Source organism: Paenibacillus sp. OK003, assembly GCF_900109515.1.
Lineage (GTDB): Bacteria > Bacillota > Bacilli > Paenibacillales > Paenibacillaceae > Paenibacillus > Paenibacillus marchantiae.
In genome coordinates this window covers 19420-42655 of sequence record NZ_FOBD01000006.1, presented here as the reverse complement: position 1 = coordinate 42655, position 23236 = coordinate 19420, and the positions used below count along the sequence as shown (strand labels likewise).

The following is a 23236-nucleotide window of genomic DNA, read 5'->3' as shown; positions in this document are numbered from 1 at the left end:
CAAAATTAGCCCGCTTGCCGGTTATCTCCCCGAGGAGTATACCGGAAAGCGGGCTTTTGGTTTCATTCTACGAGCAAATGATGCACTTCATACAGAAAATTAATACATGACAATCAGTTGTGGATTGGGAATGTGTAGATTTTATCTTTATAGAGCAAACATGATGAACACAGAAGTATTACGCATCATTCACGAAATTTTACATTAGTTTCGCATAAACAGCATAATTAATCCCACTTTATAACTTAAAATAGAAAATATAGGTACGTAGAGAAGCGAAATCAGACAACTAACGGAAAACTGGACATTATTTCTATAGCAATCCAAGCCGCACACACGAATTAAAACTCACAACGGCGCAACAAAATTATCTAAGCAGATATGAGGCAGATTAAATGAATTGAAAATCTTTTTAAAATACTTTCTAGGATTTTTTCTACTCTGTAGTCTATCATTCATTGTATTCAATATGATAAACTTGGGATCAAATCGATCACACAATTAACTTATTCAGTGCGACTATAATTAGCTTAATAGTTGGTATTTCAAAAGCAAGAGAGTAATCCATTTTAGCCAACTCCCACTGCACAGAAATTCATGAATCATCCATCGTCAACTTATAGCGCACATCAATCTTCCCCTCTTTGATCTTCATCTGTACCTCCCCCATTTGATCTGTTCGATAGATCTCTGTACCCGATTCTACAAGACGTTCAAGCACCCCAGGATTGGGATGTCCATATGTATTGTTGGCCCCAGCAGATATCACGGATGCAGATGCATTCCAGTACTGTAACCAAGCTTCCGTTGACGATGTTTTGCTACCGTGGTGTGCAACTTTTAATACGTCTATGGTGACAGGAACCTCATGATTCTCCCCCGAATGACGTGTAAACATCTCCTGAATAGTAACATCTACTAACGTAGCATCTGCATCGTACTGTCCAAACGAGGCTGCAAGCGATCCATCCTGAATCATAAAGAGCAGATCCTGCTCGGCTGCAGCATCCATGTCTCCCGTGAACAATAATGAGGCGCCTGCCATTTCCAGCACAAAGACAACCGAATCATGATTCTGATGTTCCGAGACGGGCAATCTTTCTCCTGTAGCCATCGCTTTCTCCAGATCCGGATATATAAAATGCAGTCTGGTTTCTCCATCCGGAGCATAGGACATCCCTTGCCGGATAGCATATAACGGAATCTGCTTGTCTATAACGGTATCCAGCAATTTCTCGAAATTGGCTGTACCGCTGGTTGTTCCATTGAACATGAATCGTTCCACCGGGATCTGTTCAAGCACGGCCTGTAATCCCCCGGCATGATCCTGATCGGCATGGGTTACGATTACGGCGTCCAGCCGGTGAATGCCCCGCTTTTTTAATAAAGGAACGACTACCTTGGCCCCTACTTCGTATGGATCACGTCGTGTCTTCCAGGATTGTTCTGACTTCCCGAACTGGACTGTACCTCCACCATCGATTAATATATGTTTACCTTCAGGTGTTGTAATAAGTGTACTGTCCCCTTGTCCGATATCCAAAAACTGCACCACGCCTGTCCCCGCAGGCTGCGGTGTCTGGTAGGCCCACCATAATCCCACCACAAGGCTGAAAGCCAGTAGCGCACACATCCATTTGTGGAAGGCGTTCATCCGTTCACCAGCGTAAAAACCCGCCCCTCGCGCAGCAAATGCACTGGTATATTCCGGCCAGGCAATACTTGCACTTAGTGTCGTCATGGAACCAGGACTGGCCTCACTTCCACCTTTGTTTAATCCCTGTGATGATACACTAGACAACCCAGATAATCCTATAGCCGCTTTAGGCTTTCCCCCAACATATCGCTGTTGCAGCGGAGCCGTATCCTCTTCTGTACCCTGAACTATAGGCTGGTCACCTCGGCCGCGATGAAGGAACCGCAAAAGTGCATAGAGAACGGCATAATAAGCTGAAATCCACAGTAGCGATGGCGTAGCCCAGATCAGCACAAATCCAGGCAAACTGTTCATCCATTCCACGCTTGCAAAGGTCAATTTGTTCAGCATAATAGCAATCCACGCCAAAGGTTTAGCCAGAGGCATCCAAAGAAACGATAAAATCAGGGCAACCGTTCCAAGAGGAAGTACAATAGCACTGATTAAAGATACAAGCAGGAAGTTTGCAACAAATGAAAGCAATGAAAACTGGTTGAAATACAGAATCGTGACCGGAAAAGAAATGAGCTGCGCTGTTACCGTCACAGAAGCTGTTGCTGCAAGTCCTTTGGGCCAACTGCTAAATATCCGGTTAATCAGTGGCATGTAAATCATCAGTCCGGCTGTTACCAGAAAAGATAACTGGAAGCTCACGCTAAGTAAAAAATACGGGTTCCACCACATCATCAACAACGCTGCTGCACTGATCATCTGCAATCCATCCCTCGCAAGCCCGCGCCGCGCCATATACAAACCAATCATGGACATGATCCCCGCACGAATGACTGATGGCGAACCGCCAGACAACAGTACATATGCAGGTATTAGCAGCAACACAATGGTGAGCGAGGTTTCTCGGGTTAACCTAAGCCAGGATAATAGGAGCAGCAGTGATGCCACATAGACTGCAACATGTGTTCCGGAGATCGCCAATATATGAGTTAAACCAAGCTGTGAAAATTGTCCATATGTATCCGGATTGATATCATTAGCCATCCCGATAATCAGACCCTTCATATAGCCCGCATGAGGTTCGGGAAATATCTGTTCTACCGCTGCGCCAAGTTTATGCCTGACGATGTCATTCCACCGGAGTATATTGAGTTTCCCCAGCCCCTCAGGCGGAACGGTGGTTACCGAGCTGGCACCCTTCACTTTAAACAACCAATGGATATGAAGAGTCCTTAAGTAATTTCGATAGTCAAACCCACCAAAATTTCTAGCTTCGCTGGGAAGCGCAAACGCACCTGTCAACGTGATCGTATCTCCTCGCTTCCACCCTGCTGCTACTTGCTGTTCTTCTTCCTCAGCCAGGCGAACTTGTACCATTAGACGTTCTCTCACGTTAGGCACAGTTCGCGCTTCCGACGCTGGTGCCGAGGATGCATCGGATAGTGGAAGCATCGACGTGACCTGCATTTCAAAATCGGCCCGATCCCCATCTATGCGTACATCCGACATAAGGGTTCCTTCGAGTGTAGCTGCATAACCGTCCAAATCCTCGGCTGTCGTATGTGTGATATCGGGCAGACTACTCCGATTCCGCGCATCATTCCATTCCCAGTGCACAGCACCGCCAACGAGTGCTCCAATCAGTAACAAGATGGACCAACCGCGTATATCAATCCATCGTAGTAAAAGTGGCAGACAAACGAATGCCCCGATCATTCCCACGATCAAGGACCAACCCGATAATACACATGCCATCCCACTACCGCATAACCAGCAGACGGTAAATACCAGTAAAGGCCTGCCTTTCATTTCCATCCCCTCCTTTGTGTCACCCGTATAAACAAAAAAAACAGAAAAACCCCCGGCAGCTGATACAGCAACCGGAGGTTCTTCCCCGCAAATTTGAATATGATATTGGTTTTAATCACTTACCGTCATCATCGTCTCCCGTGGAGGCTGGTAGTTTTCCAGCCGACGAAACGTAATGCCTTTTTGCTTCATCATATTGGTAACCTTGCCTGTATCCTTCGGATATGGGCGATGAAACACGATTTCTGTAATACCGCTATTCGCGAGCATATTGGAGCAAGTCCAGCAAGGTTCATCCGTGACATATACAGAAGAGCCTTCGCGGTCAATTCGATCGGTGAACAAAAGCAAATTCTGCTCCGCATGAATGGTACGAATGCAGCGCTGCTTTTTCACCATTTCCTCCTGACCGTCGGTTACCACCAGCTCATATTCTTCCGAGATCATGCATCCTGCTTCAGAGCAGTCCGGAACCCCCATGGGCGCACCGTTATAGGCTGTTCCAAGCAGTTTCTTCCCCTGAACAAGTACGGCGCCTACATGACGGCGTGAACAGCGGGAACGGGTAGAGACCATATATGCGATGTCCATGAAATACGTATCCCAGTCTTTGCGTACGTCTGCTGTGCTCATAACCGTTTCCCTCCCACATGATGAAAGTTGAACCCCTACATCGTTCTTATGTCATTTCCAATTCAACTTATATCCTAATCTTTAATATTGCGTGATTACTTTATCTGCACATAAGGAGCCATTTTCTCCAGCATCTTCATTCCGATTCCTTTCACTTTGGTCAAATCGCTGACTTTGGTAAAAGGACCATGGGAATTACGATAATCAATAATGGCTTGCGCCTTTTTCTCCCCAATTCCAGGAAGCTCCATCAGCTTCGCTGCCGGAGCTGTATTGACATCAATTTTGCCATTGTCGACAGCTTCATTGCTTACCAAAGCTTGGTTATTGTATGGTGAAACAACCGCTGCCTCGGATTTCGTTTGAGTTCCAACTGTAGAAGCATCCGTTTGCTTGCCAACAACCGGCTGATCAGCCACTTTCCCTAATGTGGCATCAATTGGATTAGTCTCTACAGGCGCCTCTGTTGTTGACGGTGGCTGTTCTGCATCGGAAGTCTTCGTTTGTTCCTGAACCAAAGTAGCCGACTGTACAGCAGGGAGTTCCTGCTTTATCGTCGGCTTCTCGGTGGCGAGCTGCATAGGTTCCCAGCCAGAAGGCGGCTGTTCACTTTTGCCCGACCATAATATCAGTATACATCCGACCACCGCCGCAGCAATGGTCATCCCCTTGTTCCATCTCATTTTCTTCCACACCTCTCCCTGGATTCAAAATACATCTATTCTGAACACGGGCGGTGCTTCCGAACCGTTGGATTTGCCTGGTAAACCAAGCTGTACTATTTTCATGTCATGTGAAGCAGGTCCTGACGCATACACTAGAGGGAAAGAACTGCGCCATTACCGTAAAGCATGAAAGGAGGCCTGAACAATGAAGGTTGGATTTATCGGAACCGGCAGCATGGGCAGCCTGCTGATCTATGCCTTGATTCAATCCGGTGCACTTGAGCCACGGCAGATCGCCGCCAGCAATAGAACCCCTTCCAAAGTACGGCAGCTATCCCTCCGTTACCCCGGTCTGCATGAATCACAGAGCAACCGGGAAACCGTCATCCGCAGCAATATCATCTTTTTGTGCGTGAAGCCACTTGAATTCAAACATGTCATTGACGACATCCTGCCTGTCGTGAATCCCAATCATATAATCGTCTCGATCACCAGTCCCGTGCAGCTGCGCCATCTGGAATCTTCACTTCCTTGCAAAGTCTCCAAAGTTATCCCCAGCGTTACGCACCAGGTCGGCAGCGGAGCGTCCCTGTGTATACACGGTGAGCGAATGACTACCGAAGACCGCGCTGTGCTGGAAGGGCTGCTCAGTCATATCGGCAGACCCTATCAAGTGGATGAAGCCTGCACCCGGATCACATCCGACTTCTCCAGCTGCGGACCTGCATTCATATCGTTCTTTCTGGAGCAATGGATTGAGAGTGCCGTCAAGCTTACAGGCATCAAACGAGCCGACGCCTGCGCTCTTGCCGGCGAGATGCTCCTGGGAACAGGCAAGCTGCTCACCGAAGGAGGATACACACCGCAAGAACTTCAGGCTCGCGTGGCTGTGCCTGGCGGCATCACCGCACAGGCACTTGCCCTGCTAAAGGTAAGTCTGAATGGGGTTTTTGACAGCCTGATCCAGACGACTCACGACAAATATGATGAAGATTTGTTGAAGCTGGATGAGCTATTCAAAGCCGGTGAGATTAACCGGCAACAATATTAACGAGTTTGCCTGGAACGGCAATGACCTTGCGAATGGTCTTGCCTTCCAGTGCCTGTTTCACAGGTGCCAGTTCCATTGTAAAGTCTTGCATGCCCTGTGCGTCCAGATCCTTCGCGATCGTAGCACGGGTTACAATTTTGCCATTCACTTGAACAACAATCTCCACTTCGGCGTCCACCGTCATGGACTCATCATACTCAGGCCAAGCTACGTAAGAGATTCCACCTTCATGACCGAGACGGCTCCACAGCTCCTCTGCCATATGCGGTGCCAGCGGTGACAACAGCTGTACAAAGTTCTCCATTGCTTTACGCGGCAGCGTATCTGCTTTGTACGCATCGTTGATGAAGATCATCAACTGGCTGATCGCTGTGTTGAAACGCAGATGTTCCATATCCTCTGTAACCTTTTTGATTGTCTTGTGTGCAGTCCGCTTGAACTCATCGGTTCCACCATCTGCTGTGATCTTGTCGTTGATTGCACCTGTATCTTCATTGATGAACAGACGCCATACACGTGACAGGAAGCGGTGCATGCCCTCAACCCCGTTAGCGTTCCATGGTTTTGTCGCCTCCAGAGGCCCCATGAACATTTCATACAGACGCAATGTATCTGCACCGAATTCATTGACGATCTCATCCGGGTTAATAACATTACCACGGGATTTACTCATCTTCTCATTGTTGGTTCCCAGGATCATCCCTTGGTTGACCAGTTTGTGGAACGGCTCTTTGGTATGCACCACACCCAGATCATACAGCACTTTATGCCAGAAACGAGCGTACAGCAAGTGAAGCACCGCGTGCTCTGCTCCCCCGATATACAGATCAACTGGCAGCCATTGCTGCTGTTTCTCCTGAGAGATCAGTTCCTTGTCATTGTGTGGATCAATAAAGCGCAGGTAATACCAGCAGCTACCTGCCCATTGTGGCATTGTGTTCGTCTCGCGACGTGCTTTCATTCCCGTTTCCAGATCTACGGTGTTAACCCATTCCGTAACATTCGCCAGTGGTGACTCTCCAGTGCCCGAGGGTTTGATCTGGTCAATATCCGGCAGCAGCAAAGGCAGTTGATCTTCCGGCACCGTCTTCATCGTTCCGTCTTCCAGATGCAGAATCGGGATTGGTTCACCCCAGTAACGCTGACGGCTGAACAGCCAATCGCGCAGACGATAGGTTACCTTGCCTTGTCCCTTACCGTTCTCTTCCAACCAGGCAATCATCTTCGCAATCGCTTCTTCGTTGTTCAATCCGTTCAGGAAATCGGAGTTCACATGCGGTCCGTCTCCGGAATACGCTTCTTGTGTCACGTCGCCACCCTGTACAACCTCGATGATGTCCAGACCAAACTGTTTTGCAAACTCCCAGTCACGAGCGTCATGTCCCGGAACGGCCATGATCGCCCCTGTGCCGTATCCAGCCAGAACATAATCGGCGATCCAGATTGGCACCTTCGCTCCGTTTACCGGATTGATTGCATAAGTTCCTGTGAATACACCCGTTTTGTCTTTAGCCAAATCAGTACGTTCCAGATCACTCTTGCGAGCAGCCTGTTCCTGGTATGCCTTGATTGCTTCACGCTGTTCAGCCGTTGTAATGACTTCCACCAGCTCATGCTCAGGTGCCAATACAGCATAACTTGCGCCAAACAAAGTATCTGCACGTGTCGTAAACACTTTGATAACTTCTTCATGATCCTCAATGGCAAAAGTAACTTCCGCCCCGGTCGATTTGCCAATCCAGTTGCGCTGCATATCCTTGATACTTTCCGACCAGTCCAGCTCTTCCAGGTCTTCCAGCAAACGCTCTGCATATTCCGTAATTCTCAATACCCATTGGCGCATCGGTTTACGAACGACCGGATGTCCACCGCGCTCACTCTTACCGTCAATAACTTCTTCGTTCGCCAGTACCGTACCCAAAGCTTCGCACCAGTTAACAGGTACTTCATCTACATAAGCCAGGCCTTTATTGTACAACTGGATGAAGATCCATTGCGTCCATTTGTAGTAGTCAGGGTCTGTTGTGCTGATCTCCCGATCCCAGTCATATGAGAAACCCAGTGATTTGATCTGGCGACGGAAATTGTCAATATTGCGGAATGTAATATCCCGTGGATGCTCACCCGTATCCAATGCATGCTGCTCAGCAGGCAGGCCGAAAGCGTCCCAACCCATTGGATGCAATACATTGAAACCACGCATACGTTTGAAACGGGATACGATATCCGTTGCCGTATATCCTTCCGGGTGACCTACATGCAGACCTGAGCCGGATGGATACGGAAACATATCCAGGGCATAAAACTTCGGTTTAGCGGGGTCTTCACCCGTTTTAAACGTTTTATTGTCATCCCAGTATTGCTGCCAACTTTTCTCCATGTCTTGTGGCTTATAGCCGTGTTTCGGCTGTTGATTCTCACTCATCTATTGTTCCTCCTCTTGGTTATTCGCTTTTATTGCAACAAAAAAACCTCAGCATCCCGTAGCGTTTGCAGCGCTAGGGACGAGAGGTTGAATTCCCGTGGTACCACCCTAGTTAGCGGACGAACGTGCTTCGTCATCCACTCCCTTTGGACCTGTAACGGCGGTTAACCGATGCGGATTTCCATTCCTGAACCCGAGTGTTAGCTCATTCGGTTGCAAGATGGTGTAATCACCGCATTTCTCCAAGGCGAGTTCGTGAAATACTGTCAACCGACTTGCACCAAGCGCCGGCTCTCTGTCATGTACAGGATTCACTACTGATCCTTATCATCGAAATATGTATACGATATGATCGGAAACATTATATAAAAAAGCAGCATTAAAGTCAATATTACACTGTCTGTTGAGTATAAGCAATGCTATGCATCAGTATACACATTAAGACGACTGGAATCGCTTGATTCCTTCTTCTAGATTATCAATCGTCCACTGAATGTGTTCCTTGTTATCGTATTGACGATACGGACACTCGATTCTCAGCGCCAGATCAAAGTACAGATCATATAAACTTCTTCTTTTTCGTTCACTGTCAGTTGTAACTGCTCTACCATAGCCTTTGAGGAATCCCGGTGTATTATTAAAATGACTGAAGTAATGCTCCATCAGAGGATCTGCCCAGAGGCAACGTTCGAAATCGATAATGGCCGTGATTTGCCCCGCCTCCACAAATACATTCCCATCCCACAAATCCCAATGTACAAGCACTGGCTCTTTGACATCATCCAGCACATCCGATTTCTCTTGAATCAAACGCTCCAGTTCCTCATAACGAATGGAAAATTCCACACCCGCTGCTTTGCTATCTGCAAGCATATCCTCCATTAGGCTCAGGAAAGCTTCTTTCCAAGTCGTATAATGCGGTTTCTTTGAGGAAAAGTAACCAAACTTCTCCCCTTTAATATCATTGATCCGGCGATTGTATGCACCCAGCTGCTGTTCAATGGATTCCTGCTCTTCTGCACTGTACTGATCCTTGACTTTGTTATACGGCGTTCCTGGCATGTATTCCATGATAAAATATTCTGCCGGTACCAGGGTGAGCGATGGATCATAGGCCAATACCCGGGGAACGGGTACATCCTGAAGCTCTGCCGCGAGTCGCAATGCCTCAACCTCAGCAACCATGACATGCTGTTCGCAGCGCATCAGCTTAATGCCATTAGAAGGAGCTATTTTGAGTACTACCTTCTGTCCGTCGTTCTTGGTGATAAAGTAAGCGTGGTTTGCCCAGCCGTCGATCATCTCTTTGTATTCTTGGATACCTGTGTTAAAATGCTGCTGCACAATTCCGTCTAACTGCTCGGAAGTCAGCCTTGTTTTGTAGGTACTTTCCATTCTTGCACCCCACCCAGAATTTTAATTTTCAGGATTGCACTAATTAGAAAACGTTTTCCATTCAACTATTATGGCTTCCATTACCTAGTCTGACAATAGCCATTGTTACAAAAAGACTATTATTTTTCTTACAATGTTAACGCTGTAAACAGAGATTCAAAATACATAAGAAAAACTGCCCTTATGCATTATAAGGCCAGTTCTATATCTTAATCTTATTTCACGGCTACATAGAATAGACGCTGTGCGCCTTCTCCCGCCTCTTTCCACTCAAAATCAGCATATACACGTACATCTCTGAAACCGGCCTTCGTAAGCTCCAGCTTCATCCAGTCCGGATCATACGCACGCTGAACATGAACCTCTTCAAACCGTTGGTACATATCCTTGCCGCTCTCAGCCACCCGCGAAAAGATACTCAGATGATGCTCAATCTCACACCGATCATGATCCATATCACAGGTCCAAATATACGACACGGAGCGTTCGTCCAACACAAAGGGTTGCTCCTCTTCGTATCGAATAAGGGTATTCGGATGATGTACATCGAACAGGAATGTGCCCTCCGGCTTTAGCATCTCGTAAGTACGCTGAAAGGTACGAACGACATCCTCTTTTTCAAGCAGATAATTCACGCAATCACAGAACGATATCACCGAGTCCACAGGCTCCGGTACTCTCCAGTCCCGCATATCCTGCTGCACCCAGCGGACACTGCCTTCGCGATATAAGCGGTGGCCTTGAGGCGTGGCCTCCATTTTACTGCGTGCAACAGACAGCATGTCCGCTGACAGGTCAATACCTGTAACTTCAAAGCCGGAGTTCACCAGTGGGATCGTAATTGAGCCGGTTCCACAGCCCAGTTCAGCCACACTTTTCGGCATGCCATGCCGTTCCCAAGCCGTTCTCGCAAACCTTATCCAGTCCGGATAAGGCATATCCTCCATTAATTCATCGTACACATAGGCAAATTTCCGGTAAGACATGTCAGGCACCGCACTTTCAATTTCATTTTCGAATCTCTTTTGAACAAAAGAAAAAGCAGGGGCGTCCGGAGTTCACCCAGCCTTGCCCTGCCTTGACTTATGGATTCAAGCTCATGCTTGATCCATGATACGCGTTTACTTACTTATCTTCGTTCTGTTCCTGGGGTACAGACTCTGTCAGATAAGTCCAGTTTTCCTTTTGAGTTACCAGACCATCCTTCATCAGTTTGCCCAAGGCCCGCTTGAAAGCGGATTTACTAATACCAAAGCGCTGCTTGATGATGTCCGGCGGGGTTGCATCCGAATACGGCATGCCGCCCGTAGGGCGCTCTTTCATGAAAGCAAGCAGTTTGTCTGCATCTTCATTGCGACCAACCTCTTTGAGAGGAGACATCGCCAGATTGACACGTCCATCTTCACGTACCATGGTTACCCGGCATTTCACCTTTTCACCAAGGCGCAGCATACGATTTCGTTCCGAGGAATGGATCATGCCAATAGCGCCAAAGCCCAGTACTCCACCATCAACAAGCACAAAAGTACCCATCTGAAGTGGCTTGTACACCGTTGCTTCAACCCATTCGTTGACCCATGAGGTTGGGGCATGGAAGGACAATGGTGCAAGCTCACGTTCCCCAGCCAGTTTCGCCCGCAAACGTCCTTGCTTGTCATGCTCCATCAGAACAAAAACTTCATCGCCTACATGAGGACGTAATTCTTCCAACTCAGGCAATTCACGAATCGGGAGCAGCAATTGCCGCCCAAGCCCCATCTCGAGGAAACAGCCGAGGCGTGGATGAATGTCAGCCACAACCAGACGTGCCATTTCACCGAGTGTAAGGTATGGTTTTTTCATGGTTGCCGCCAGACGATCTTCCGTATCAAAGAACAAAAAGACCTCCAGCGTTTCTCCAATTTTAACGTCCCGTGTAAGCTCCGTATAGTGAAGCAGTACATCTTCCGATCCTGTCGTCAAAAAGTAGCCAAATGGAGACACTTCACGTGAAACCGGCAAGTTGACGACTGTTCCTGCGATCAAACTCATACCGTTTCCACCACTTTGGCATCAGACCACAGTCGTTCAATGTTGTAATACTCACGCTCGTCGCGGTGGAAGATATGAACAACCACATCACCCATATCCATCAATACCCAACGTGCCGAATCCATACCTTCAATGCCTTTGATGTTTACTCCGGCTGCATGAGCCTGTTTGCGAATCTCTGTTGCAATCGCTTGTACCTGTGTATCAGAATTCCCGTGACAGATAACAAAATAGTCCGCTACCAGCGAGATGCCAATCAGATCCAGTGCTACAATGTTGGATGCTTTTTTATCGTCAGCGGCCGCAACCGCCATATTCATAAGTTCTTTCGATGATACTGTCATGAACCAACCTCCATAATCTATAATTGTGTGTTCAAAAAGATCAGTTTTCAGTACCGAGAAGATGGAATAAAGCTAGAAATGGAGTAGCGGAGCGTAGGCAAACTACGTGAGCAACGGACATTTCGGCTGAATTTCATCTTCGATGCTGATGATGCCGCTAGGCATCCTTCGTAATCAAAAGTGGACTTTTTGAACAACCTCTATAATTGTGCAATTAAGTCATTCCGCGACAGCATGGTCAAAGGGTAAATGACACGGCGCTGCGAGATCAACAAACTGATTGTCGAGTCAAAACCGGCAATTAGACCTTCTTCCAGACTGAGCTCAGCCTGTTCGCGAATATGATTTACTCCCGGGAAGTCTCTTCCCGGTTCAATATAATCCGCAAGACATACCACTTTATCCAGCAGGCTCATGCCCACTCGACCCGAGGTATGCCAACGAATAGCATTAATAATTTCGGCATCATCGATGCCGTAGTCACGCTCGGCAACAAAAGCACCCACTTCGGAATGCCAGAGCTGCTTGTCATGCTGCAAAAGTTCTTCGTTCAAACCATTATCACGGATGACCGCTTCCATCTCGGATACGGGCCAATACTTGGCCACATCATGCAAGATTGCTGCCAAATCCGCTTTTACAGGATCAGCACCATATTTTTCAGCCAATAACACTGCCGACTCCATGACACCCAGCGTATGCTTCCAACGCTTCTCCGGCATTTGACCGGAAACTGCGCGGATCAGTTCGTCACGGCTTAGTTCCATATAAACCGCTCCTTACAATGTATTGGTGCACCTCATCAGGAATCATGAAACGTACCGAATGACCTTTGGCAAGACGTCTGCGTACTGCTGTGGATGATATATCCACTAGGGGCATCTCAGCCAACAATACCCGATCCTGCAACGCGTCCGGCAGGTCATCCAGATGTAACTGGAATCCCGGTCTTCCCACACCGATGAAGGTTAAACGTTCGGCGAGCTCTTCGATCTGCTCCCATTTGGGAAGATAGTTCACCATATCCGCTCCAACAATAAAGTAAAATTCATGCTGCGGATAGCGGCGCCAAAGCTCCTTCATGGTATCAATGGTATAGGACACACCTCCAAGTTCCATCTCGATACCCAGCACCTCATATTGCTGCACACCTTTCACAGCCGCTTCCGTCATTTCGAGACGTTGCTGTCCCGAAGCTCCGGCGCCGCGTTTGTGAGGTGGAACATGGGAAGGCATGAACCAGACCTCATCCAGTGCATGCGAATCCCTGGCCGCTTCAGCTGCCAGGAGGTGTCCCATGTGGATCGGATCAAACGTACCACCCATGATACCGATCTTCACCCGCGTCACACTCCCTTATCTAGGTAGTTCGATTTGTTTGTTGTCACGTGATTCTTTGTACAGAATGATTGTGTTACCGATGACTTGTACAAGCTCACTACCCGTTTCACGGGCAACTTCTTCGGCCATCTCTTTTCTGTCCTCGTCATTGTTGTTGAGCACTTGCACTTTCATCAATTCGCGCTTCTCGATTGCATCTTCGATATGACGGAACAGATGCTCATTCGTTCCCCCTTTACCGATTTGAAATACAGGGGTCAGATGATGTGCTTGTGAACGCAAAAAGCGCTTTTGTTTACCGTTTAACATGAATACTCCATACTCCTTATGGTGAGCAAGCCTCAGCAACAGCACAGTGTCTGCCCTAGGCTTGACCGTTCAATTATATTTTTACATTCATAAAACGAACTAACAAAGTTTACACAGTGTGACTACGATTGCAGTACCATCTTACGATCGCTGTTATCCCCAGATTTCTTCATTTCATTTATAAAGGGGGAAATCCGGTGATAAAGGCGAGCACTTCGTTTCTTCAGATTGGTTCTGCACTCTTCGTCATCGTGTAATATTGTTTTCATTTTACAATATCAAAAACTCTCTAACACAGCTCGCCGCATCGTCTCCACGGGAGCCGGGATGCCGAGCCAGTGCTCGAATGCTACCGCGCCCTGGTATATAAACATACCCAGACCACCATGCACAGTACATCCACGCTGCCTTGACTCGCGAAGCAGGCGTGTTTCCAGCGGATTGTAGATCAGGTCGCTGACTGCTGCGCCTGCTCGAATGAGTGCAGGGTCAAAAGGTACGTCATCTACATGCGGATGCATGCCCGCGGCTGTCGTGTTAATCACAATATCGGCCGAAGCCAGTATCGCAGCAGCCTCTTCCATTCCACTACCTGTGATGTCACCCAGTCCATGAGCGCGCAGATCAGAAGCAAGGGCAACGGCTCTGTCGGCTGTACGGTTAAGAATACTAATCCGTTCAGGCTTCTCCAAAGCAAGGGCGTATATCACACCTCTTGCTGCTCCGCCAGCCCCCAGAACAGCGATCCGTTTACCTGCGAGTTCCGGAACAGCTTCCTCCTTCAAGGAACGCACATAACCGATGCCATCCGTATTATAACCTGTCAGCTTGCCCTCATCATTAACAATGGTGTTCACCGCGCCAATCAGGCGTGCACTTTCATCAATGACATCAAGATACTGCATCACCTGTTCTTTGTGCGGAATGGTTACATTCACACCGCGATACCCCAGCGCCACAATGCCTCGAATGGCTGATTCCAGCTGCTCGGGACGAACATGCAGTGGCATATACATTCCATTCACTCCTGCAGCCTGCAGAGCTGCATTATGCATAGCAGGCGATTTGGAATGTGCAATGGGATCACCCATGACGCCAAGCAGGACAGGGAGTGAAGGATTTGTTTTTTTCTGTTCCGACATACTTCCGCCTCCGATCTGGTGAAAATACTGCTGTAATTACATTAGATCAAGGATGGGCGGATCAGTACACGAATACCTTTTGGAGCATGAACAGCTACAAGCGCCCCATTCTCACCGTTAACCTTAATCCAGCCCAGTCCGGAAATGAATACATCCGACTGGCTGCCACGTTTGATACGGAATTCATGTCTGGTCCATTCAGGCATATCCGCTGCATCTTCACGCGTTGGTGGAGACAGCAATTCACCCAGATGGTCACGATACAAGTCGTCTGCACGTTCCAGCTTCGTCCGGTGAATATCCAGCGCAGTGCTGATAAAACAAGTAAAGGACTGACGATCACCCTCCACAAAGTCAAAACGAGCCATGCCGCCAAAGAAGAGCGTCTGACCAGAATTTAACTGATAAACCGCCGGTTTAAGCGGTTTTTCCGGCATAATGGCAGCCAGATCTTTACGGGATACAATCTCGCTGAAACGCCAAGGGTATACAATTCCCGGCGTATCAATAATAGCTTTTCCATCGTCCAGTGGAATATTAACCATATCCAGCGTCGTCCCCGGGTAACGGGATGTCGTGAGTTCCTGCTCGAGATCGCTGTAATCACGAATCAGACGGTTAATCAGTGTCGATTTGCCCACATTGGTACCACCAACCACATATACGTCACGATCTCCGCGATACGTCCCGACAAGCTCGAGCAGTCGGTCAAAGCCCTGATTTTGCTTCGCACTGCACAGAACGACATCCACCGTACGCAAACCTTGTTCTTTGGCCTGTTTCTGCACCCAGTTGCGAACCTTGTTCCAGTTGGTTACTTTTGGAAGCAAGTCCGTTTTGTTCACGGCAAGCAATACCGGATTGTTGCCTACAAAACGCTGCAAACCAGAGATGATACTGCCATCAAAGTCAAACAGATCAACGATATGGATGACAAGTGCATCCTTATCCCCGATTTTGCTCAGTAGGGCCAAGAACTCGTCCTGATCCACTGTAACGGATGATGACTCATTGTAATTTTTGATACGGAAACAACGCTGGCAAATAACGGGTTCACGATCCAACGCTTTTTCGGGGATGAATCCAGGTATTTCCGGGTTTTCCGTTTGCAGATGCACTCCGCATCCGCTGCACCTTACGGCAATATTGCCGTTATGCGGTTCTGTCATTTCTTCTTTTCCTCCTCAAGCCATAAGCCTTTCTTGCGCAAACTCGTTAGAGCAATCCGTTCCACGCGCCGATTGAAGCGGGTCATAAAGCCTTCATCTCCAATGGAGATTGGCAACACCAGAACCGTATAGAGTCCCAGTCGATTACCTCCAAAGACATCTGTAAGCATCTGATCGCCTACCACAATCGTTTTTTCAGGAGTTAACTCCATCATCTTCATTGCTCTACGAAACGGAACATTCGATGGTTTGCGTGCACTATGCACAAACTGGATATCCAGTGGCGTCGCAAACAGGGATACACGATTCAAATTGTTATTGGACACAATCATGAGCTGGAAACCAGCCTCTTTGACACGTGCGAACCACTCAATCAGTTCGGGCGTGGCGTCAGGAGCTTTGGCCCCAACGAGTGTATTGTCCAGATCAGTTATAATTCCACGGTAGCCTTGAGCGTATAGCTCTTCCAGATTAATGTCAAAAACCGTGTCTACACGCAGCTTGGGCATTAACATTTCAAACAAAGAAGTCACCTCAGTTTCATACGACACACTATATCACAAATCCGTCTTTCCTGAAAATGCATACAGCGCCTGATAGCATAGGAAAAAGGAAAAACGGGACGGGCGACATTACGCCCGTTCCGCTTTAAGTTCCTTACGCAGCTTCGACGCGGTCTGATAGACGGCCTTCCAGTCGTCCGCAGTTACAGACGCTGGACTATAGCGAGTCTGTTCAAACTTCGCTAGAAGTTCATGCAATGTGGCTGCTGCAGCTGGTTTCGCCTGGCTCCAGCGGGTTACGGATTCACGAAGTGTCTCGTCCCCGCTCCGGGTCAAGCCTTTACGCTTCGCATAACGTATCCAGCGTTCTGTCTCCGCCACTACCTTTTGTTCAGGCGTTAGCGGTCCACCTGTCCGCAGACGAAGCACGAAGAATCGAAGCGAGAGGCGGTTTCGCCAGAACATATAAGCTACCCACAATACGATAATGGCTCCCGCTGCCCAGATTACAAAAGCCGGGATGCTCGATGAAGCCTGTTCAGGCGCAGGGGTCTGCTCTTCCTCTTTTACCGGTTCCTCTTCAGGTTGTTCTTCAGGCTCATCTACAGGCTGTACATCTGGTTGTTCCGTGAGCAGCGGCATGTCAAAGCCCGGCGTTGCTTCAACCGGAATCCAGCCATACTCGCCAAAATAAACTTCAGCCCAAGAATGCGCGTCTGCATTCGTTACCGTGTACGTCGTCTCGATCTCAGCTCCAGGTTGTCGCGGGGCCTGCATGTCTGAATTCAACGAAAGCTGTCCAGGTGCGTACCCTTTCACCCAACGAGCGGGAATACCCTCGGAGCGTGCCATCATAACCAGCGCAGTCGAGAAGTAATCACAATACCCCTCACGAATGTCAAATAAAAATCCTTCCACAAAGTCACTGCTTACTTTTCGGGATAAATCCGGATTGTTTGTGTAATCAAAATTTAATTGTAAATAGTTTTGCAGTAATGCCACTTTTTCATACGGCGTATTTGCCGATGCTGTAATTTCAGCGGCCAGATCCGTCACCCGATCAGGGAATCTGGATGGTAGCTGCAGATACATATTATCTGCCGGATTGCTCGTATACAGATCATCAAAAGATTTGGTACGCAGTTCATCTTCCACAATAACCGGCGCCTCGGATACAATCGTATACGTCTTCGGATATTGTGGTTGCTGACGGTCTGTTACGACATGCAGCTCTGCCTGCGCCGGATTCCATAACATCCGGTCGGAATTCGCCTCACCATTGACAGATATAACTTCCGAGATGGAATAAGCGCCAAAGAGGATCGGATACACATTGTCATTCAACATCGTCACTTTCTGAGTGACTTGCTTGGTGGTTACATTTCCGGGTTCATCATTCTCCAGTGCTTGTCCCGCCTCAACATCCTCTGTGGCACCTCGTCCGCGATCATCCCAGCCTGTTCCCGTATACTCTGCCCGTGTCTCACCACGCCAGTAACTGCGCTCATTGGTAGTGACAGACATGACAGGTGTATAGTCGAAGTTAAATCCGCCGCCAAGCTGGTTGTCTTCCCTGCTGTATCCTGACTCGGTCGCTGTCGGAATGTCCAATGTTCCGTTGCCTGTCTGACTCGCCGAACTTCCGGTGTAATTACGCCACGCGGTATACGGGTCCGTTAAGGTAGGTGGAACTTCCGGCATGTTCACACTAGCTACGATAATCAAAGAAAATATGATGGCAATGTTGGCCAGAATTTTGTAAGGATACCGGATAATTCGCTTCCACCCTTGTGGATATTGCAGTTGGAAATTACGGAAGTGCTGACATACCAGCCATCCCATTCCCGCAAACATAACCCAGGCGATTTCAATCCAGAGTGGAATCTGGGTGAAGGAGTCAAGAATCCCCATCGAGATAATGTTGATCCCCAGAAAAACGAGAATTCGGCGTGTTGTGGTCACCAGGCGAAGGGCAGCTTCAAGCATGACCCAGGCGCACAGGGTGAACCAGATGTAAGGTGTCAGGTGCAGTATAAACTGCTCTGTACGCTCTATTAACGTGCCATAAGGAATATAAACGGTGTAGTCAATTAATGTCTTATGCAAAATATATACAAGGACAACCGCCTTGACTATGGTTCGCACCAACATTTTGAAAGGCAGAATCACTTCCAGAATGCTGACCGCTGCGAGCGTCCACAGCACCAATGAAGTGGTCTCGGTATACCAGGTTTCCTGTGTGAATGATATCCACTGCATGCCAATCAGGAAAATCCAGAGCAACGAAGCTGCATGATACCAGGATCTTCTCCCCACTGTCAGCTCTTTGCCTTTAGTACTCATACACTACCTCCCCCCATAACCGTTGGAAGCTCCTGCAAATGGGAAACGGTAAAGGATCTTGTGCCTCTTCCGCGCAGCATCGCATTCCACTCGGAACTCCGGCGGGAATCGGTGGGTTCAATCAGAACATGACATGGAGTCATCCCCCGTGTGTCAGCCCATCGCAGCAGTTCGAGAACTTTTTCATCCTTCTGGGGAGAAATCACTACAAAATAAGCGCCTTGAGGAAACTGACGCGACATCTTCTCAACACCGGGCAGCAGCCGATTCTCCTGGCCGTTATATTGGATATCCACCAGATGATGAATCATCTTCTGCCGCTCCATCGGACTTTCGCTGGGAGCAAAAAATGATATCTTTTCTGACAGTGTCAGCAGTCCCACACCCATTCGTTCTCTTGTGCCATACTCCAGCAGTGAGGCTGCCGTGGACACAGCCAGTTCAAAGGCCTCACCATGTTCATAGCTGCCTGACAGCGCATCCAGCACCAGAATCGTTTTCGGCACCGACTCATGTTCAAATTCCTTGGACTTCCACGTTCCCGTCTTTGCCGTTGCATTCCAGTGAATCCGGGAAAGGCGATCACCGTAAACGTAGTCACGCACGCCGTTAATCTGGGTCGTTTCTCTGCGCGAGCGGGTCAAGGCCGTCTGTGGACCGGATAACCGTGATTTGCGGTCATACAGCTGCCAGTACGGAATAAATACCGTCCGCGGAAGCACCCGGAATTCCCCTTTGGCTTTGAACGTTCCCCGATGCTCGATCAGCCCAAAGATGTCCTCGCTGGCACATTCCGTTTCTGAAAAGACATACTTTCCCCGCTCCAGCGGCGGGGTCTGAAATGACAATTCACCATACCCTCGCATGCTCGGAATGAGGCTTTCTTTGAAAGACCAGGATTCACCGTTATGCCGATGCAGCATTTCGCGCACAACCACATAAGGAAGTGGCAGAAATCCCGGGATGTTCAGACTTAACTGCACCTGTACCTGGTCACCGGCATGCAGCAGCTCTTCATGATCCTGACCGGAAGAGAGCTTACGCACGCCGTGAGTTCGCCGTACACCGCTAAAACCAGCAATTGCAAGGTAAATACAAAGCAGCGTCACCATCGACAGCAGCATCAGGGAGGTCTTCCCGCCCTGGAACAAAACATAAGCCAAACAGCACATCCACACCGCCGCGATGCTCCATACGCGGGGGTGGCGTATTCCCCTTCTGACTGTACTCAAAAGCGGCTTCATCAATTATTGCCCCATGGAGACGGGCACTCGAACGTGCTGAAGTACGGATTTTAAAACAGCCTCGGAGCTCATGCTGTCCAATCTCGATTCGGGACGCAGCACAATCCGATGGGAGATGACATAAGGCGCCATCGTTTTCACGTCATCCGGAAGCACGTAGTCACGTTCCTGCAAAAAGGCAAAAGCCTTCACGGCCATCATAAATGAAATAGCTGCCCGCGGGCTGGCGCCCAGCAATACGGATGGGTGGGAGCGAGTTTTGCGAACGACATCAAGCAGATAATCCATGACCGGATCACCGATGAATACTTCCTTGATTTCCTGCTGAATGGCAGATATCTGATCCATATGGGTTACAGATTCAAGCCGATCAACAGGCTGACCCGACTGATGCTGCTTCAGCAGCGTTTTCTCGATATCCTTGTCGGGATAACCCAGACTTATTTTCAACATAAACCGGTCCAGCTGCGCTTCCGGCAATGTGTATGTTCCTTCAAAATCGATTGGATTCTGGGTGGCACAGAGCATAAATGGATGAGGCAGATCATACGTATCGCCATCTACCGTCACACTGCGCTCTTCCATGACTTCCAGCAAAGCGGACTGCGTTTTCGTTGTTGCCCGGTTAATCTCGTCAGCCAGCAAGATGTTAGTCATGACCGGACCCGGACGGAAGTAAAAGCGCTCGTCACGTGGATGGAAAACGGATACCCCCGTGATGTCACTTGGCAAAATATCAGGATTACATTGAATGCGGCGGTACTCTCCGCGCATGGATTTCGATAACGCTTTAACCAACTGCGTTTTGCCTGTTCCTGGTACGTCTTCAATCAGAACGTGTCCACCTGCAAGCAAAGCTGTGAGCAAAAGTTGAATTTCAAAGGATTTCCCCATGATGCAAGATTCCAGATTAGTACGAACTGCTGATATGATTTGGATCGACTCTTTGCGCACAGGCATGTGGTCTAACCTCCTAAAAAAGCATACAGATTTCCTTTTATTGTACATGATCCAAGGGCGCGAGTACACTCGAAGGAACTCAACATTTGTATCCAGCCGTCAGATTCACCGCAGTTATCGCATGATTACGACAAAAAAAGGCCCGGATAGAAGTTATCCGAAGCCTCTGCAAATTCCATGTATAATGGTTAGCTCTGCCATGCTCTGTTACCCTTTCGGCCGAACCACCAACGCCGCGAGAAATGAAAAGATAATCGCTGAGGAAATACCCGCCGCGGTCAAATCGAATATCCCCGTAATGACACCGATCCATCCCTCTTTCTCCAGCTCCGTCAATGCCCCGTGCACGAGGGAGTTACCAAAACTGGTAATGGGGATGGAAGCGCCTGCCCCTGCAAATTTGACGAGTGGATCATACAGCCCGAACGCATCCGCAACCGCACCAGCCACAACAAGTGTACTCATCGTGTGTGCAGGAGTCAGTTTGACCCCATCCATCAGAAGTTGTCCCACAACACATATCAACCCGCCAACAATAAATGCCCATAAAAACTGCATCCTTTATCCCTCCTTTTCTATGGCTACGGCATGCGCAATACAAGGAATGCTCTCGCCCTGCTGATATGAAAGTGGAGACAACAATGCACCGGTAGCGACCACCAATACCTTATTGAGTTCACCCTTTTGCATCCGGTTCAAAATGTGACCGTAGGTTACGGTCGCTGAACATCCGCAGCCGCTTCCTCCAGCCACAACCTGAGGCTGCTTTTCCAGGTTATAGATCATCAGGCCACAATCATTGAAGACCGTTTGTTCCATTGGAACACCCTCTTTATGCAAAAGCTCCTTCACGATGGGCAATCCAACCGAAGCCAGATCCCCTGTAACGATCAGATCATAATAACCGGGTTCCAGGCCTGTATCCCGGAAATGTGAAACAATGGTATCCGCTGCCGCAGGAGCCATGGCAGCCCCCATGTTAAACGGATCTTTGATACCCATATCCATAATTCGGCCAATGGTTGCTTTGGTGACTACCGGCCCCTGACCTGAACGGGATATCACACTACACCCTGAACCCGTAACCGTATACTGGGCATACGGAGGCTTCTGGGAACCATACTCTGTTGGATAACGAAATTGCTTTTCCACCGTACAGTTGTGACTTACCGTACCCGCGAGTACATAATCCCCTGCACCCGAATCCACAATGAGCGAGGCCAAAGCTAACGTTTCCATTGAGGTTGAACAGGCACCAAATACGCCCAGATAGGGTACACCCAGCTTGCGGGCAGAAAAGGAACTGCTGATAATCTGGTTCATCAGATCCCCGCCTACAAAGAACTGAAGCTCTTCCTTCGTAATATTCGCATTGATTAATGCCATTTGGGAAGCCTGTTCGAGGAGCTTGCGCTCTGCCTTTTCCCAGGTCTTCTCCCCAATCTCCAAATTGTCATATACATAATCGAAATCAGATGCCAGAGGCCCTTGTCCTTCATCCGGCCCTACAACTGCTGACCTGCCGATAATCCGTGGACGGTTCTCAAATTGCCAGGTTTGTTGTCCCAGGCGTTTCATAGATGTCCACCTCCGAAGCCGAGAAAGGCGTATACGATCCCCACGACAAAGGCGGCCACTACACCAAACACGATGACTGAACCGGCCAGCTTGAACATGTTGGCACCAACACCCAGCACCAGTCCTTCTGCACGATGCTCCAGTGCTGCCGAACACATGGAATTGGCAAACCCGGTGACAGGGACAGCCGTCCCGGCACCAGCCCATTGCGCCATTTTATCGTAAACACCGAGACAAGTCAGGATGACTGAAATGAGAATCATGACTGCAACGGTTGGACTGGCAGCTTCTTTCGATGTCATATGGAACCCTGCCATAAATGCTTCCTGGATAGCCTGTCCAATGACGCAGATCAATCCGCCGACAAAGAATGCCTTGATACAGTTGGTCCAGATTGGACGGGCAGGCTCATGTTTTTTGGCGACTTTTTTATATTCCTGTTCACTGATGGACAGGGATGATGATGATTTTTTACTACTACCCTTAGTTTGAGCTGGCAAGATACAGAACCTCCCTTAAAGTGAAAATGAGTCAACAGATGTGACTGCATGTACTGTGTGTAATCCTGTATTCATTGTTTGTTAAGGTTGGGAAAGTTATGTATCCGGCGAAAGACAGCATTTGTTTCCAGCACGATGAAGCAGCC

General features: G+C 48.6%; 21 protein-coding genes and 1 other annotated feature. Of the genes, 1 reads left to right on the top strand and 20 read right to left on the bottom strand.

Features of this window, described 5'->3' with window-relative positions:
- Positions 1 to 595: 595 nt before the first annotated feature.
- The 3 genes from BMW94_RS10415 to BMW94_RS10405 all read right to left on the bottom strand — a co-directional run bounded on the left by BMW94_RS10415 (position 596) and on the right by BMW94_RS10405 (position 4773).
- On the bottom strand, positions 596 to 3457 hold the full coding sequence (locus BMW94_RS10415) for a ComEC/Rec2 family competence protein (protein ID WP_254790207.1): 2862 nt from the start codon (positions 3455 to 3457) through the stop codon (positions 596 to 598).
- Between the two features lie 111 nt (positions 3458 to 3568).
- Positions 3569 to 4090: a deoxycytidylate deaminase gene (locus tag BMW94_RS10410; RefSeq protein WP_090998018.1), complete on the bottom strand. Its 522-nt coding sequence runs from the start codon at positions 4088 to 4090 to the stop codon at positions 3569 to 3571.
- A 95-nt stretch (positions 4091 to 4185) separates the two neighbouring features.
- Complete coding sequence (locus tag BMW94_RS10405) at positions 4186 to 4773, bottom strand: ComEA family DNA-binding protein (RefSeq protein ID WP_254790206.1); 588 nt, start codon at positions 4771 to 4773, stop codon at positions 4186 to 4188.
- A 187-nt stretch (positions 4774 to 4960) separates the two neighbouring features.
- Here BMW94_RS10405 and comER point away from each other — a divergent pair, with 187 nt between their 5' ends.
- Positions 4961 to 5806: a late competence protein ComER gene (comER, locus tag BMW94_RS10400; protein WP_063567276.1), complete on the top strand. Its 846-nt coding sequence runs from the start codon at positions 4961 to 4963 to the stop codon at positions 5804 to 5806.
- On the opposite strand, the gene leuS is transcribed toward comER, so the two are convergent.
- The 17 genes from leuS to spoVAC all read right to left on the bottom strand — a co-directional run bounded on the left by leuS (position 5787) and on the right by spoVAC (position 23090).
- Positions 5787 to 8231, bottom strand: coding sequence for a leucine--tRNA ligase (gene leuS, locus BMW94_RS10395; protein WP_090998014.1), 2445 nt, complete (start codon positions 8229 to 8231; stop codon positions 5787 to 5789). The two genes, comER and leuS, sit on opposite strands and share 20 nt — an antisense overlap.
- Before the next feature lie 72 nt (positions 8232 to 8303).
- Positions 8304 to 8571, bottom strand: a binding site (T-box leader).
- Positions 8572 to 8669: 98 nt separating this feature from the next.
- Complete coding sequence (locus BMW94_RS10390) at positions 8670 to 9626, bottom strand: phosphotransferase family protein (protein ID WP_090998011.1); 957 nt, start codon at positions 9624 to 9626, stop codon at positions 8670 to 8672.
- 215 nt (positions 9627 to 9841) lie between these two features.
- The gene (locus tag BMW94_RS10385; protein ID WP_090998008.1) at positions 9842 to 10612 is read right to left on the bottom strand and encodes a class I SAM-dependent DNA methyltransferase; all 771 of its coding nucleotides are present in this window, start codon (positions 10610 to 10612) and stop codon (positions 9842 to 9844) included.
- Between the two features lie 139 nt (positions 10613 to 10751).
- Positions 10752 to 11657 carry a CvfB family protein gene (locus tag BMW94_RS10380; RefSeq protein WP_090998005.1) on the bottom strand — a complete coding sequence of 302 codons (906 nt, stop codon included), beginning with the start codon at positions 11655 to 11657 and terminating at the stop codon, positions 10752 to 10754.
- Entirely contained in the window at positions 11654 to 12001 is a 348-nt protein-coding gene (rsfS, locus tag BMW94_RS10375) for a ribosome silencing factor (RefSeq protein WP_072734522.1), read from the bottom strand. Before rsfS ends, BMW94_RS10380 begins: the two co-directional genes overlap by 4 nt.
- Before the next feature lie 200 nt (positions 12002 to 12201).
- A complete protein-coding gene (gene yqeK / locus BMW94_RS10370) occupies positions 12202 to 12768 on the bottom strand; it encodes a bis(5'-nucleosyl)-tetraphosphatase (symmetrical) YqeK (RefSeq protein WP_090998003.1) in 567 nt (188 codons plus the stop codon).
- Positions 12752 to 13342, bottom strand: a complete 591-nt coding sequence (locus tag BMW94_RS10365; protein ID WP_090998000.1) for a nicotinate-nucleotide adenylyltransferase — start codon at positions 13340 to 13342, stop codon at positions 12752 to 12754. Before BMW94_RS10365 ends, yqeK begins: the two co-directional genes overlap by 17 nt.
- Positions 13343 to 13357: 15 nt before the next feature.
- Entirely contained in the window at positions 13358 to 13651 is a 294-nt protein-coding gene (yhbY, locus tag BMW94_RS10360) for a ribosome assembly RNA-binding protein YhbY (RefSeq protein WP_063567269.1), read from the bottom strand.
- Between the two features lie 278 nt (positions 13652 to 13929).
- Entirely contained in the window at positions 13930 to 14793 is an 864-nt protein-coding gene (aroE, locus tag BMW94_RS10355; RefSeq protein ID WP_090997997.1) for a shikimate dehydrogenase, read from the bottom strand.
- Positions 14794 to 14834: 41 nt separating this feature from the next.
- Positions 14835 to 15962: a ribosome biogenesis GTPase YqeH gene (gene yqeH / locus BMW94_RS10350; protein ID WP_090997994.1), complete on the bottom strand. Its 1128-nt coding sequence runs from the start codon at positions 15960 to 15962 to the stop codon at positions 14835 to 14837.
- Positions 15959 to 16486, bottom strand: a complete 528-nt coding sequence (locus BMW94_RS10345) for a YqeG family HAD IIIA-type phosphatase (protein WP_076288052.1) — start codon at positions 16484 to 16486, stop codon at positions 15959 to 15961. The genes yqeH and BMW94_RS10345 overlap by 4 nt, the downstream gene beginning before the upstream one ends.
- A 108-nt stretch (positions 16487 to 16594) precedes the next feature.
- Positions 16595 to 18808 (bottom strand): DUF4129 domain-containing transglutaminase family protein, encoded by a 2214-nt coding sequence (locus tag BMW94_RS10340; RefSeq protein ID WP_090997991.1) that lies wholly within the window; start codon positions 18806 to 18808, stop codon positions 16595 to 16597.
- Positions 18805 to 20052, bottom strand: a complete 1248-nt coding sequence (locus BMW94_RS10335; RefSeq protein WP_090997988.1) for a DUF58 domain-containing protein — start codon at positions 20050 to 20052, stop codon at positions 18805 to 18807. Before BMW94_RS10335 ends, BMW94_RS10340 begins: the two co-directional genes overlap by 4 nt.
- A gap of 3 nt (positions 20053 to 20055) precedes the next feature.
- Positions 20056 to 21012, bottom strand: a complete 957-nt coding sequence (locus BMW94_RS10330) for an AAA family ATPase (protein WP_090997984.1) — start codon at positions 21010 to 21012, stop codon at positions 20056 to 20058.
- Between the two features lie 207 nt (positions 21013 to 21219).
- The gene (spoVAE, locus tag BMW94_RS10325) at positions 21220 to 21570 is read right to left on the bottom strand and encodes a stage V sporulation protein AE (protein WP_053781314.1); all 351 of its coding nucleotides are present in this window, start codon (positions 21568 to 21570) and stop codon (positions 21220 to 21222) included.
- A gap of 3 nt (positions 21571 to 21573) precedes the next feature.
- Positions 21574 to 22590 (bottom strand): stage V sporulation protein AD, encoded by a 1017-nt coding sequence (gene spoVAD / locus BMW94_RS10320; RefSeq protein ID WP_090997981.1) that lies wholly within the window; start codon positions 22588 to 22590, stop codon positions 21574 to 21576.
- Positions 22587 to 23090, bottom strand: a complete 504-nt coding sequence (gene spoVAC, locus BMW94_RS10315; protein WP_090997978.1) for a stage V sporulation protein AC — start codon at positions 23088 to 23090, stop codon at positions 22587 to 22589. Before spoVAC ends, spoVAD begins: the two co-directional genes overlap by 4 nt.
- Positions 23091 to 23236: the final 146 nt, after the last annotated feature.